Below are 15,327 nucleotides of genomic sequence, written 5' to 3'. Positions count from 1 at the left end.
CCAATCCGACCGTTTTACCCCTTTTGAAAATACGGCCCCGCCGCCACCGACTCGCGCTCGATCAGGCTGGCCGGGAAACTGGGGCGCTTGCTCAGCTCGCCGCCGTCCAGCATCGACAGCAGGCGGTTGATGGTCTCCTGGATCATCTCGGTGACCGGCATCTTCATGCTCGACAGCGACGGTACGGTATAGGGCGCCAGCGGGATGTCGTCGAAACCGATGACCGATACCGCCTCCGGCACCGCTACGCCGCGCTCCGCCAGCCGCTTCATCGCGCCGATGGCCATTTCGTCGTTGCCGGCGACGATGGCGCTGAACGGCTGCCCGCCGGCCAGCAGCGCATCGACCGCCGCCACGCCGCTTTGCGCGTTCCATTTCCCTTCAACGATCAACGCCTCGTTAACCGCAATGCCCTGCTGCGCCAGCGCGGACTTGTAGCCGGAAAGCCGCTCCAGCCCGGTGGGGGAATCGAGCGAGCCGGTGATAAAAGCAATGTCGCGATGGCCGCGCGCGATCAGGTGCGCCACCGCCGCCGCGCCGGCGGCGTGCTGATCGCTGAAGATGCAGTAGCTGTCGTTCAGCCGCAGCCGCCGGTTGATCACCAGAATCGGCTGGCGGTGTTGGGAGACAATCTCGTCCATTTCCGCAATCGACAGAAAACGCGGATAGATGATCACCCCGTCGCAGCGCAGATCCAGCAAAAACTGAATGGCGGCCCGCTCCTCTTCGGCGGTGTGCTTGCCGTCCGCCAGGATCAGTTGGCGGCCGTTCGCCTCCATGATGCGCGCCGACTGCGCCATCAGTTCGCTGAAATAGTTGCCGCTGTAGAGGGTGTTGGTGACCACCAGGCCGAGGGTTTGGGTGGTGTTGGTCGCCAGGCTGCGCGCCAGCAGGTTGGGCCGATAGCCGGTTTCCGCGATGGCTTTATCCACCAATGCGCGTTTCTCCTCGCTGACATAGCCGCTGCCGGACAAAACGCGCGACACCGTCGCCTTTGAAACGCCAGCCTTTTTCGCCACCTCGAGTATCGTTGCCATCTGTGCGCCGCCAAAATCCATGGGTTCAGCGCAGTCTACCCAAGACGCCCGGCGTTTGGAACGCTTTCGCGCCCCTTCGCGTCGGTGCGCACTTATCCCTGACGATCCAGATCACGAAAACGAAACGTCAAAAATCATAGTTCTTGCCAACTACAAAACACCAATACATGATTTTGTGAAACCGGTTTCTTATGGGCGTTTCATACGGATGGAACGACGGATCGCCCAGGCAGTAAATATTCGCCTTTGGGCTATCCGAATTGCTATCTGAGAGACGACACGCCATGCCGAAGAACTACGCAGAGATCTCGCACGCCATCGTGGCCGCCCTGGGCGGCACGGGCAATATCGAGGCCGTGACCCACTGCATGACCCGCCTGAGATTCGTGGTGAAAGACAAAGCGCGAATCGACACGTCGGCGCTGAAGGCCATCAACGGCGTGCTGGGCGTGGTGCACAGCGGCGAGCAGTGCCAGGTGATCATCGGCAACGAGGTGGCCAAGGCCTATCAGGCGGTGCTGGCGCTCGGCATGCCGGGCGCGGCGGCCCCCGCTGCCCCGGAGAAACGCAAGCTCACCCTGAAGGGCATCGGCGCCGGCATTCTCGACGCGCTGGTGGGCACCATGTCGCCCCTGATCCCCGCCATCATCGGCGGCTCGATGGTGAAGCTGCTGGCGATGATCCTGGACATGGCCGGGGTATTCGAGAAAGGCTCCTCGACTCTCGTCATCCTCAACGTGATCGGCGACGGCGCGTTCTTCTTCCTGCCAGTGATGGTCGCCGCCTCGGCGGCGCTGAAGTTCAAAACCAACATGTCGCTGGCGATCGCCATCGCCGGGGTGCTGGTGCATCCCAACTTTATCGATCTGATGGCCAAGGCGGCGCAGGGCCAGGCGGTGGAATTCGCCTTCATCCCGGTGACGGCGGTGAAATACACCTACACGGTGATCCCGGCGCTGGTGATGACCTGGATCCTGTCGCACATCGAACGCGGGGTGGATCGCATCACCCCGGCGGTGACCAAGAACTTCCTCAAGCCGATGCTTATCGTGCTGATCGCCGCGCCGATCGCCATTCTGCTTATCGGCCCGCTCGGCATCTGGATCGGCAGCGGCATCTCTGCGCTGGTCTACACCGTGCACGGCTACCTGGGCTGGCTTTCCGTGGCCATCATGGGGGCGATTTGGCCGCTGCTGGTGATCACCGGCATGCACCGGGTGTTCACCCCGACCATCATCCAGACCATCGCCGAGACCGGCAAAGAGGGCATGGTGATGCCTTCGGAGATCGGCGCCAACCTGTCGCTGGGCGGCGCTTCGCTGGCGGTGGCGCTGAAAACCAAGAACCGCGAGCTGCGCCAGACCGCGCTGGCCGCCGCCGCCTCCGCCATCGTGGCGGGGATTTCCGAACCGGCGCTGTACGGCGTGGCGGTGCGCCTGAAGCGGCCGCTGATCGCCAGCCTGATCAGCGGCTTTGTCTGCGGCGCGGTCGCCGGCATCGGCGGGCTGGCCAGCCATTCGATGGCCTCGCCCGGGCTGTTCACCAGCGTGCAGTTCTTCGATCCGGCCAACCCGATGAGCATCGTGTGGGTGGTGGCGGTGATGGCGCTCTCGGTGGTGCTGTCGTTCGCGCTCACGCTGATGCTCGGCTTCGAGGATCTGCCGGAAAACGCCGCCGCGCCCGGCCAAACCGCACCGGCGGCGAACGCCGCCAGCGCAACGCATTGAGACACCAGAGGATTGCATGTCCGATTCAACATTCCCTAAAGGATTTTTATGGGGCGGCGCTTTAGCCGCCAACCAGGCGGAAGGCGGCTATCGCGAGGGCGGCAAAGGGCTGACCACCGTCGATATGATCCCGCACGGCCCGCACCGCATGGCGGTCAAACTCGGGCTGGAGAAGCGCTTTAGCCTGCGCGACGACGAGTTTTACCCCAGCCACGACGCCATCGATTTCTACCACCGCTACCGCGACGACATCGCGCTGATGGCGGAGATGGGCTTTACCGTGTTCCGCACCTCCATCGCCTGGAGCCGCATCTACCCCAACGGCGACGAGCTGACGCCCAACGCCGAAGGCATCGCCTTCTACCGCAGCCTGTTCGAAGAGTGCCGCCAATACGGCATCGAGCCGCTGGTGACCCTGTGCCATTTCGACGTGCCGATGTACCTGGTGACCGAATACGGCTCCTGGCGCAGCCGCAGGATGGTGGAGTTCTTCACCCGCTACGCCCGCACCTGCTTCGAAGCCTTCGACGGGCTGGTGAAATACTGGCTGACTTTCAACGAGATCAACATCCTGCTGCACAGCCCGTTCTCCGGCGCGGGGCTGGTGTTTGAAGCGGGCGAAAACCCCGAACAGGTGAAATACCAGGCCGCGCACCACGAACTGGTGGCCAGCGCGCTGGCGACGCGCATCGCCCACGAAGTGAACCCCGCCAACCAGGTGGGCTGCATGCTGGCCGGCGGCAACTTCTACCCGTGGTCCAGCAAGCCGGAAGACGTGTGGGCCGCGCTGGAGAAAGACCGCGAGAACCTGTTCTTTATCGACGTGCAGGCGCGCGGCGCTTACCCCTCCTACGCCGCCCGCGTCTTCCGCGAGAAAGGCGTCAGCATCGTCATGGAACCGGAAGACGCCGACATCCTGAAGCACACCGTCGACTTCGTCTCCTTCAGCTACTACGCCTCGCGCTGCGCCTCCGCCGACATGAACGACAACAACAGCAGCGCCGCCAACGTGGTGAAATCGCTGGCGAACCCGCACCTGCCGCGCAGCGACTGGGGCTGGGGCATCGACCCGCTGGGGCTACGCATCACCATGAACATGATGTACGATCGCTACCAAAAGCCGCTGTTCCTGGTGGAAAACGGCCTGGGCGCGCACGACGAGTTCAATGCAGCAGGCGAGATTGAGGACGACTACCGCATCAGCTACCTGCGCGAACACATCCGCGCCATGGCCGACGCCATCGCCGACGGCGTGCCGGTGCTGGGTTACACCACCTGGGGCTGCATCGACCTGGTGGCCGCCTCGACCGGCGAAATGAGCAAGCGCTACGGCTTTGTCTACGTCGACCGCGACGACCAGGGCAACGGCACCCTCGCCCGCACCCGCAAGAAATCGTTCTGGTGGTATAAGAAAGTGATCGCCAGCAATGGGGGGGATTTGGGGTAATGGGGAAGTTCTAACCAAGAACAAATTAGCTTATCGCCTGACTACATGTCCCCACTGCAAACATAGTCAGGCCAACTAAGAGTCTGAACATCGCTGTTGATAAACTCTGGCAACCAACTTAAGGAATCACCATCTTTCTTTCTAAGACCGCACTCCCAGATTTCGAAGACTCGCCATCCAGCGTCAAGCAGTTGCATCTTGACGCGAATATCGCGTTGTTTATTCGATGCAAGTTTTTTAGTCCAAAACTCTGTGCGAGTAGCTGGAGTCGTAGCATAACGACATCCTTCATGGCGATGCCAAAAACAGCCATGTACAAAGATGCACAATTTGTGCTTGGGAAGAACCAGATCGGGTTTTCCGGGTAAATCTGCAACGTGCAGTCTGAATCGAAAAGCTTTCGCATGTAAGTACTTACGTACGAGCATTTCCGGCCGCGTATTCTTGTTTTTGATACCTGACATCATTCTAGAGCGTGTTTTTTGGTCGACGACATCCATGATTACTTCCCGTTTGCGTCTCTTCCTGGTATCCTGGTTACCTTATTAAAATTACAAAAAGAACTCATGAGTACAACTTCATTACCGATTCCAATAGTAGACCTTTTTGCCGGACCTGGTGGCTTGGGTGAAGGCTTCTCTTCGTTGAAAAACGGGACCGCGTTCCAGATCGCAGTTTCAGCTGAAAAGGATCCTATTGCTCACCAAACTCTCCGTCTCCGAGCCTTCTATCGATTACTCTGTAGTAGTAGACCAAGCAAACTGGGTGATTACTATCGCTTTTGCAATGGCCAAGCCGAAAAACCATACAGCTGTGAAACAGAAGATCTTTGGCATAAGGCCGGTAAAGAAGCTATGTGCATAGAAATTGGCAGCGTTGATGGAAATGCTACTCTTGATGCTTCAATTAAAGCAGCATTAGATAAACGCCCCACTGAAGAACCCTGGGTGTTAATTGGTGGGCCGCCTTGCCAAGCGTATTCACTGGTAGGTAGAGCCAGAAACAAAGGTAACGCTGATTACAAGGCAGAAGATGATCATCGCCATTTTCTCTATCGTGAATACTTGAGGATCATACAAAACTATCAACCGGATATTTTTGTCATGGAGAACGTTAAAGGAATTCTCTCGTCGACTATAAATGGGCAAAAAATATTCCATGAAATCCTGAAAGACCTTGCCAATCCAAATGCTGCCTTGAGTGCAGAAAAAAAAGGTCAGCGCTATCACATAGTGTCACTCGTCAGCGATCAAGTATTTAGTGATGGTGATGATCCGAGTCAGCTGGATCTAACGAAATATATCATTCGTGCCGAGGACTTTGGCATACCGCAGGCTCGCCATAGAGTCATTTTGTTAGGGATAAGAGAAGATCGCTATCAAGACAAATTGCCCAAGTTGTCCTGCCAAAACTCAGTATCAGTCAAAGATGCTATTGGAGGTCTCCCTGCTTTGAGAAGTTTGTTAAGCAAAGAAAAGGACTCCAATATTTTATGGGCAGAACTAGTTGGTAAGGAACTGCAAGCACTGGCAGAGGCTGCATCGACATCTGACGATACCGTAAAAAATTTAGCACCTTATCTACAAAAAACCGCTTCCAGCATCGGCTGCGTCCAAGCCACAGGAAGTATAAGGCTACCTAGAAAAGCCGGTTATTTAGGACAAACAGGACATGATAACTTAGATGAATGGCTATTAGACTCCTACCTAAATGTCTGGCTTAACCATGAAACTCGTGGGCATCGCATAGATGATCTTGCCCGTTATGGTTATGCCGCAACCTTCGCTTCTGTTCACAAAAGATCGCCAAAGGGACATAAGGAATTTAATTTGCCAAGACTCGCTCCTGCTCATAAGAACTGGGAGTCAGGCAAGTTTTCGGACAGATTTAGGGTTCAAATTAAAGATAACCCGTCGACAACGATTACAAGTCACATTTCCAAGGATGGACACTATTTCATCCATTATGACCCGGTACAATGCAGAAGTTTGACTGTACGAGAAGCTGCTCGGCTACAGACTTTCCCAGACAACTACTTTTTCCAGGGTGGTCGTACCCAACAGTACCACCAGGTTGGGAATGCAGTGCCGCCACTTTTGGCGAATCAAATTGCTGGAATCGTAGCCAAGATTTTGGCATAGAAGCTCCAAGACTAACCTCCAGCATTCTAGACAATTTACATATCGGCCATTACCTCAGCAAACAGCTTGCAATGGCCGTAACCAATTAATTTTAGTATTCGATTTCCAACCGCTCCAGCAGATACTTAAGAGCGGTTTTCTCCCCTTTGGATAGACTTAAATTACCCGCAGCAACCTTGGTTAAGGCACTTATGTTTTTGGGAGATGCAGCACCAATTTTATTAGCCTGAATGATGATGTCATTCGCTCGATGTACCAAACCAGTTACCTTAATATCGAAGTCAATATCTAATCGCCTAGCTGCTTCACGACTGCCTTGTCTTGTTTCATCATTGTAATCTTCAATAGAGACGCCGAACTGAAGAATAGAGTCATCCGGTGAACCGATTTTTCCCTTCACATACAGCTCCCAGCAAAAGTCTCGTTTTGCAAATTCCGATATGTTCCTGACATTGTCAGGGGGAGATCTCAAAATTTTTGCAACCTGGCTCGCTTCTTTAAGCATCCAGCCAAGCAATGAGATTGGGATACTTTGTTCTCGCCATATCCGATCTAGATCTATCTGTTGGCTTCTTATACGAAACTCATTCGCACAGGCTGCGATCGTATACGTAACTATTTGGGCTTTGTAACCTCTATCCATCAGATACCACGATGACTTCTGAATGGCCTCATCAAGGCCAATGAATAGTAATGCTTTAGCCATTGCTCTGCGAAACCATGTTTCACTAAGTAAGGTGCCGTCTCCAAGTTTCAAGAGTACCAATGTCGTATAGCGGTTGAAACATTTCTGAGCACCTTCACTAACGTAATGAGGGCGCCCATCAAAAGACAACTCATATTTAGCTAGATCTGTCTTTGTCACGAGTCTTGTTTTCGGGTACATCAACTCGAGTTTGTTGCGTTCAGACTTGGTTTTATAGGCAAAGAGGTTTTTGTATTGGCCTCTAGTACGCTCATAAAACCACTTACTAGTATGCAACTCACCGGCCTTTTGTGGTACGGAGATCTCTTTGGAAAAACGCTCAATTCGAATTTGTACTGGACTATTGGAGGCAAGATCAGCTAAAGAAACTTTATTTTGCGTGTTGGCGTACTCTGAAATTCGCGGAACGACATCAGCCAAACGCATTTCATCAACTACCGATAACTTCACCTGAACATAAACATGGTCAAGCTTATTACCTAAACCATCACGAGCATAGAGAAGTGATGCGGTGGTTTGCCCACCATTCACGATCTGGAAGTTCTTGATATGGTATATAGCCAATGCACCATTAGAAAGCCTTCGTGTTAGCACAGAAGATGCCGTTGCAGTAACGCCATTATTGTAGGCAAAGAACATACTTGGATCCTCTGCAATTGTGCGCAGAATACCTTTGTTGACACCAGTCTTTGCCTGAAGGTAAGTTCTGACGTTCTGCTCAAGTAAACGATTTCCAAATGCTGCAAAAACTGCTGCCAACACCGAACCAGGGATCGCAAAGAGGTAGCTCTGATAGCTATCTGCACCAACCGAGGCTGATAAACACTCGATAGCACCATCGAAATTTTCATCAAAATCAATCTCAACAGGTTCCCCGCCAGTTGAAGAAATCCTTGAATAGCGTTCTAAGTCAAGAACATTGATATGCATGGTAATGCCATCAAGATCTTTCGTTTCAAAGATGCTTTTGCGGATACGCAAATGACCGTTAGTAAAAATGATGACGCGAAGTCGCTTAATTCTCGTGCTGTATTGCTGAATAAGTAAAGCAAGTTGATAAGCTGGACTAGCCTCTTCTAGGCTATCAAGAAATTTCCGACTTGTTGCAGCCTTGAAGAATCGCTCAACACCATCGACTACACGCTCGATATCCCGGCTGTTGATTGCTGGTAGTTCTTCTACTTGGCGGTAGTCACAAACAGCCAAGTAGAGATCACCAGACTCACTGGCTTCACTTTCTAGTATATCTAGTGCGTAACCATCAACACGGTATCCCCCCAATCCCTCCCTAAGAACCGGGCAATACTCCATATCTGGTGTATCTCCATTCTCTGCAGCAAGCGACGAGTAGATTCGAAAAAACTCCGTAATCAGAAGCTCGTGGTTCGCAATGCTGCCAACGCGAACCTCTTCATGTAGATACAAGTATTCATCTTGAAGTTCAACCATTTATCAGGGCCTCTAATTCCGATGACGCTATCAGAAAATCTTTTATCGTTTCACAGGAAATTTCATACCTAGCCTTGATAATTCCAAGCGGGACATTGCTTGGAATCAAGCGCGGGAACCCCTCTGAAACCCTATAAACACTTAATTCTTCAAGCTTGAATGCATCGTGAATATAATCAGCATCTGGATCGTAACCTGCAACGATCAATTTGCGCTGAAACTCCATAAACCCATGACTGTTGATTGCTAACATTGAGGACACAGCCAAGGACAAAGACGATAGACTCACACCATCATCGGAAGGGCTGAAACGGTTTACTGCGATGAAGAGATTGCGGTTATCCCAGTCCAATTGATCAAGCGAAGATATTTTCAGCGATTGCCGTTGGGTCGAAAGCTGCGCTTTAACTTCTATACGTACATTGTTCAAACCGATATCATTGGTATCGTCATCTGGCCCTCGCCACCCACGGACGGCCAGTGGGGCATCAACACCACAGACTTTAATAACCCAAACCAACATACTCAGTTCCCCCAGAAGACCCAGTCTCTCCTTGAAAGAAAGTTCACGAGTACGTCGACGACGCAGCAATTCCGCCCAGCGATTAAGTCTGTTCACAAAAATCTGAATAGCACTGCCCGCATTTTCCGCCACTGATGAAGCTTCTACAAGATCGCTGCAAATAATTGAGAATAGATCAGTTAAAGCACGCTCTATCAATCTTAAAGTAAGGCAATAAATACCGTTTTCATATTCAATTTGGACAGCCATATTCTCGAATATGGGGAGTTCGTTCACATCAAAGTCCACTGTAGAAGATTCCAACGTAAACTCTCGTTCTCCGGCTAATGAAAAACCTATAAAAAGATCAAGTTGGTGATCAGGGCAAACACGAAAACGTCCTGCACTGTGTCCACGCCCAGCTATTTCATCCCACTTCCCCGTAAATTCACTACTCATCGAATATATCCTCATCGGTTTGGGCTTCCTCCAGCTGCTGCTTCAAGAGCTGGCGCATTCTGACAGAAATAGCATATTCACGTTGTATCGGTTGAACGCTAGTTTCAGGAAAAGCCAAACTCAATGTCACTACAGGCAAGTTCTTCTCGAATTTTAGTGACTTATCCTTACCTCTCTCAAGATCAAATTCGAAATCAAACAAATGAATTACAAGCAAAGGGCGCTCTCTAGAAAGTAAACAGGCTTTCTCAGCACGAATTTTTGAGTCCCCCTCTTTAATTTTTTTTATTTTCCCCTCCAGACTTTCCCCTCTTTCACCATACTTGAGATCAGTGGGGGCTTTATCTGCTACTATATTTTTCTCTGTAACTTTTACAACATCAGGGTCATCTGACTTTGGAATCCCGCTGTGGCGCTCACGACAAAAAACACTCTCAGCCCCCTCAATACCGAGGTCCAATGGGAATTTTAACGAGCTTTTTTTTCTAAAAGGAATCGCTATATCCCAACTAGCTAGCTCACCTGCAGCACGATCTGAGATATAGTCCAAAGCCAAGCTTCTTTCTTCGTTACCTAAAGCAAACTCCAGTTGCGGTAATTTAAATTTTTGAAGAAACTCTTTCACGACGGTAACGTTGATACGAGACCAGACAAACGCAGATTCATCACTCACTCTCTTATTAGGAATTTCTGAGTTAAGGATTTTGACTAAAGAAGTGACAGCATCGAGATGTTTGCGGTTAATTTCGGAGCTATTAAACAATTCGTATGCTTGAAGATGGCGAACGGACAGATCCAAGGCAATCAGAAGTGGTTTTGCAGCCCTCATTTTGTTCGCCGCAGTGATAGCAATACCTGTTGAACTCTGACGAACTTTGAGGCCAAACTGATCTGGTGTAAGCCCCATTTTTTCCATTCGCACAAGGTCACCTCGCAGCTCTTCAACTGAGCCACTGACCTCACGAAAATCTCCAAGCATATCCGTCGTTGCATGGATACGACAGAGTTTTTCGTATCCAGGGCGATAACCAAACCATCGTCCCATTTGGAGTAAAGTATCGGCGGCCCCGACATTACGAAGTACATATGAGACAGCAAGCCCTTCCAAGGTGAGACCACGTGAAAGTGCCAACCCACCGACAGTGATTACATGAAGGCCAAATTCAGGTGCCTTGTCATAGTCCAATCCGCCACCACGCATATTAACTAGACGAACCTCAATAGATGAAACTGCCTGTTTTAGAACCTCTCTAACGTCATCCCAATTAAATTCTGAATACATCTCGTATTCATCACACCAAACCTTGTACATACGACTCAGAATCTCGGAACGTTCCCAAGTTGGGTTCACAGCCCATACATCTATAGCAGCTTTCATTTCTTGAACAAGGCGATAAATTTCATTGTGTACCTGTTGTTGAATTGCATTAAACCTGCTGACATTCACAAGCATTGACGAATGTCGCCCTCCTTCACCGGCTAGCGTTCGAAGGCATCTGAAAAGTGCATATTCGAAAACCGCATCTTTGAGGCTTTGAGGCAATGCTGTAACTATGTATCCTGACTTATGCTTAAGTGGCAGAAGATCCTTGTAGTCATCAGGGATAGGCCTTACACAAATCTTATAGAACTTACCATTTTCAGAAAACAATTTATCAGCACCAATATAGTTTTCTGGTGGTTCCAGTGACTTGATAAAATGCTCAGGAAAAAGATCATTCTTGAGCATTTCGTCATTTGTGTCAGGGTCAATAAAAATATTAGCAAATGGCGTTGCAGTGTATCCAACATATGATGAACGTCGGGAACAATCTAATAACTCACGGATACGGGCATTGATTGTTGATGTAGCATTAGGGTTTTTTTCGGTATTTATCGATGCATTATCAGCTTCATCATCAATTAACAACATCGGCCCTTCAAGTTGTCCACCTTGACGTAACCCTCTAAGCCAAATAGCAAGCTGCTCAAGTACTTTATTGTGTTTTTTCGTCACAAACAATATAGGATCAGCAAAGTTTTCTTCTGTAGCGCCTATTCCTGTCGCCTTCCCAACATTAAAATCTGAAACTTGCGTTGTTCCACAATATGGATGTCGAATGTCAGAGTTTTCATCTTCGATCCCCTTAAAAACATGCGATACAGGGTAAATAACCGATGCCACTGTATCACCAAGTGAAGATTTACCCACAAAGCTCTGATCTAGCCTTACCTGAGTTTGATATCTAAGTGAATTAGTAAGCCCTGCCAACACAATAATGACTCGGTAACCGGCGTCTGCAGCCTTGGCAATGAGTGCTGAATAATTTGTAGTCTTACCTGACTGCACATGCCCCATAACAAGGCCACGACGGCACCATGACTTATTCTCCTGAGGATCACCTAGGTAGCCAACAATTTCGTCTGTTACCTTATCAACGGTTTTAACAACCTGAACTGGGAGTATAGAGTGATCCAACCAGTATTTTTGCAATCGACGCCAGAAATAGGAGTTTATCTCTCCTTGACGTTTTCTGTACCACTCTTCGAAGTCGGTTTTTAGTACATGACCTTTATCTTGGCTCGTTCCATACACCGTCTCAAGATGCCGAATAAGTCGGTCAGCCAATCCTTTTTCGAGAATCTTTGAAATACCTGATTTTTCTTTAACATGATTTTCAAGGAATCCTTTAGGAACAGGAAACCGTCCTTTTATAGATTTATCGATCTCCGTACGAAGAAAACTAAGAGCAGCTTCAAAATCCACTTTTCATACCCCACTTTTCGGCTGTATTTTTTCGAACATAACTCTCCGTGTATGTCCATTGACTGGAAAAAGGTTCTACATCTCTTATAAAATCTAAAAATGTATCAACTTCAAAGGATCCATCATTGCTTTGAAGGAAATTTATAACACATTGGTCGACAATAGATTCAAACGCTTCAGTTGATGTCGAACATTGACTGACACCAGAACCGTTAGCATCAGCAATAAATCTGTCTGTTGGAAAATAAGACTCCAGTAACCGAAGCACGGCATCAGCATTATTTGTGACACACTCCATATCTAATAGGCTCGCTACGATAGGATGCTCTCGATTTACTCTATAATAGATCTGACCATGCTTTATATGGCGGAGCCATACAGAATGGATTTTCGGGACATCTAGAGAAATTCCTTTTTTACGATGTACCGAGAATGAACGCAGATTGAAACGTTTGACAACGTCTTGAAGACGGCGTTTAAGAGCAACCGGGAGTTGTGCATCCGATTTATCTACAGTGATTCTCCATTCAGCATCAGCACTATTTGGAATATCGACTCTGATCCTAGTCAACTGAGAAAGTTCACCATGCGGAATCAACCGGAACCAGGTCCCATAAATGATTAATCGCTTGTTTCGATATACATAAAACCCTTGATTACGGACCATCCCTTCAGAACCACCAAGTACTTTCTGTTCCTCAACAGTTAATTTTGAAAAATGCGGCAGAATATAGGGCTGAATACTAATTACAGCTCCATTCGCTGTCTTAATAAGTTCAGCATCTAAGGTCTGTGTAGCATTATGAGATATCATGAATGGATCGATTGGACGTAACTGGCGACTATTAACCGCGATTGTCAAACGCCTATCTGCTTCCCCAGCAAGATATCGGTGAAATATCAATGAAAGCTGTTGATTTGAGTGTGCAATAGCAAATGTAAGGGTATCATCGAAAGAGGAGTTGATTTCACTATCAAGTACACGATCGCAACGAGTCCATATTACTTCAGTTCCCGATTGAGATTTGCAGGGAGCAGACAGAAGACTTTCTGCTTCTGCACCCTCCATGACTTCCATTCCCCAATCATCAATATCATCGATATCCCATCTCGCAGCACTAATAACCCCATCACGCCAAGAAACAACAGTGAGTATTCGAGCTTGCGAAAGAGACGCTGATTTTAACCCCCAACCAAATCTTCCAAGATCGTCCGGTTCCCTGTCATCTTCTGGATTGGTGCTTGCGGGACGCATAGCCACTCTTAGAGCATCCAGAGTCATCCCCAGCCCATTATCCCGAATCCTAACAACCACTTCTCTACCGGTTTTCTCTAGTTCAAAATTGATATCTACCCGAGTAGCCTTAGCCTTGATACTGTTATCAATCAGATCAGCAAGAGCTGCTGCAAGATCATAGTTGCCAAAACTCCGAGCAGTTACCATCAGGTCTCTTGCTTGGGGGGGATTTGAAACCCTCATTTTCCTCTCCTAAGCCCACTCTATACAAAAATATCCATAAAATTCGCGAATTAATAATTTCACACGTGGATTATTTTCTTGCCATTAATAATGAGAAATATTTAAGTATCTATTACTTTATAAATGCGTTGACAACAGTAACTAATTACGCATATTACAAAGAAAAACTCTCTATCTAGCCTCCACCAAAGATGATGAGCTATAATAATTTCTATACCAAAAAGCAAATAGAAGCACTCCATCATATGAGCGCATTCTGTACACATTTGACTTAAGCAACCACCGAGGTACAAATAGGATAAGTTTTTATATAAAATTATCAATTAAAAACCACACTAGCAAGAACCTATACATGTTTTTGCTACTGGCTACAACAGAGGTTACCGCCATGAATAGTCATTTACAATAAAATTTGGGAGATTAACAGCGAATCACATACCTATGAAACATCCCCATATAAGGCAATTCTACACATACAAATTTCATTTTTTATGCGATCTTAGTCACATCCCTAACCACAGCCCCCTGTAAATTTATCCAGCCCATTCCATGTAGGCGGTAGCCAGAATATATTTTCCGTGCTGCGGAAAGATCCTCAGTCAGGATTGGAACCCCGACTCCTTCAATACGAATAAGGCATATGTTTTTCGGCGCCTACGTGCACACTCAGTTCGGTGGCTCAGGCAGGACAACCGCGAGGCTGATCGGTAATTGCGTAAGTACACTTGTTTTAGTTCTGCGCATTTTTTGATATTTCCGGGGGAGATAACAGGATACTTATAACGGGAATGAAGAATACGTCAATCTGATGGGCAGGTAGTGGCGGCGGGCAGATCCCAGGCACAAAAAAACCACCTTTCGGTGGCTTCTTGTTCGCGCGGTACTTAATGGTGCCGAAGGCCGGACTCGAACCGGCACGTATCTCTACGGTTGATTTTGAATCAACTGCGTCTACCGATTTCGCCACTTCGGCACTGAAGTAGTATGCGGAAAACGGGTGAATTATACCTTCCCGCGACCAGCACGCAACACTTATCCGTTGTTCAATGAGTTAAGTGTCGAAAAAACCGCCGCAACGCGCGTTTGCATGCCCCTTCTTCCCGCTGCGCGCCCTTCACAACTGCGTTGATGATGAGCATCAGGCTATTGCAAAGAGCATCGGGGCTCAGTCACCACCGCACTCACGCGATATCGTCCGATGCCAGATTCCAGCATCGTTGCGCAGAACAATGATGGCTCATGTGCCGAACGTCACTCGCTCCCACTAGCCAGAACCGCTCGCCCAGCTCGCGAAACAGGTTCAGAACCCCGTCAAGCTGAAGGTCACACCCGCCCCCCCATCACTACTGTCTAACCCAGCGCCAATCAAAAACAAAATAATCCCCAGCCGCAATGGCAATGCTGCAAATAATTGCATACCCATGTGTCAGCCAATAAAAAATGAGGTTGCGCAACATTTCGAGATCACTATTTTTTCATTGGTGGATATCAGGCAGGAAATAAAAAAATCGGAATGGCGCTCTCAAAGGCAAAAGAGTAATTCTATTAGATGGATTTTATCTTAAATCACCAGAAAATAGCGCACATACCTAACAAAATGGCTGGTTAATGCCTAAAAACCAGCTGAGATCGC

At 48.8% G+C, this 15,327-nt stretch carries 9 protein-coding genes and 1 tRNA gene; 3 read left to right on the top strand and 7 right to left on the bottom strand.

Annotated features, from left to right (window positions below; all coding sequences use genetic code 11):
• Positions 1–14: 14 nt before the first annotated feature.
• Positions 15–1,037: a LacI family DNA-binding transcriptional regulator gene (locus ACUTSC_RS14925; RefSeq protein ID WP_142001843.1), complete on the bottom strand. Its 1,023-nt coding sequence runs from the start codon at positions 1,035–1,037 to the stop codon at positions 15–17.
• 284 nt (positions 1,038–1,321) lie between these two features.
• Between ACUTSC_RS14925 and ascF the strand changes: the two genes are divergently transcribed.
• A complete protein-coding gene (ascF, locus tag ACUTSC_RS14920; RefSeq protein WP_159318898.1) occupies positions 1,322–2,764 on the top strand; it encodes a PTS cellobiose/arbutin/salicin transporter subunit IIBC in 1,443 nt (480 codons plus the stop codon).
• Between the two features lie 16 nt (positions 2,765–2,780).
• Complete coding sequence (locus tag ACUTSC_RS14915; protein WP_197767071.1) at positions 2,781–4,211, top strand: 6-phospho-beta-glucosidase; 1,431 nt, start codon at positions 2,781–2,783, stop codon at positions 4,209–4,211.
• A 41-nt stretch (positions 4,212–4,252) separates the two neighbouring features.
• On the opposite strand, the gene ACUTSC_RS14910 is transcribed toward ACUTSC_RS14915, so the two are convergent.
• A complete protein-coding gene (locus ACUTSC_RS14910) occupies positions 4,253–4,711 on the bottom strand; it encodes a very short patch repair endonuclease (protein ID WP_071845097.1) in 459 nt (152 codons plus the stop codon).
• Between ACUTSC_RS14910 and ACUTSC_RS14905 the strand changes: the two genes are divergently transcribed.
• Positions 4,694–6,352, top strand: a complete 1,659-nt coding sequence (locus ACUTSC_RS14905; protein WP_443006766.1) for a DNA cytosine methyltransferase — start codon at positions 4,694–4,696, stop codon at positions 6,350–6,352. The genes ACUTSC_RS14910 and ACUTSC_RS14905 overlap by 18 nt on opposite strands.
• A 91-nt stretch (positions 6,353–6,443) precedes the next feature.
• Here ACUTSC_RS14905 and ACUTSC_RS14900 read toward each other — a convergent pair whose 3' ends face one another.
• The 5 genes from ACUTSC_RS14900 to ACUTSC_RS14880 all read right to left on the bottom strand — a co-directional run bounded on the left by ACUTSC_RS14900 (position 6,444) and on the right by ACUTSC_RS14880 (position 14,667).
• Complete coding sequence (locus tag ACUTSC_RS14900; RefSeq protein WP_123893252.1) at positions 6,444–8,507, bottom strand: AIPR family protein; 2,064 nt, start codon at positions 8,505–8,507, stop codon at positions 6,444–6,446.
• Entirely contained in the window at positions 8,500–9,468 is a 969-nt protein-coding gene (locus ACUTSC_RS14895) for a PD-(D/E)XK motif protein (RefSeq protein WP_172962913.1), read from the bottom strand. The genes ACUTSC_RS14900 and ACUTSC_RS14895 overlap by 8 nt, the downstream gene beginning before the upstream one ends.
• A complete protein-coding gene (locus ACUTSC_RS14890) occupies positions 9,461–12,214 on the bottom strand; it encodes a Z1 domain-containing protein (RefSeq protein WP_123893249.1) in 2,754 nt (917 codons plus the stop codon). Before ACUTSC_RS14890 ends, ACUTSC_RS14895 begins: the two co-directional genes overlap by 8 nt.
• Positions 12,204–13,694 carry an ATP-binding protein gene (locus tag ACUTSC_RS14885; protein ID WP_123893248.1) on the bottom strand — a complete coding sequence of 497 codons (1,491 nt, stop codon included), beginning with the start codon at positions 13,692–13,694 and terminating at the stop codon, positions 12,204–12,206. The genes ACUTSC_RS14890 and ACUTSC_RS14885 overlap by 11 nt, the downstream gene beginning before the upstream one ends.
• Positions 13,695–14,582: 888 nt before the next feature.
• Positions 14,583–14,667, bottom strand: a tRNA-Leu gene (locus ACUTSC_RS14880).
• Positions 14,668–15,327: the final 660 nt, after the last annotated feature.

This window comes from Serratia sp. TSA_105.2 (genome assembly GCF_052692115.1).
The sequence above is the reverse complement of the archived record's forward strand: the minus strand, read 5'-3'. Positions and strand labels throughout refer to the sequence as shown.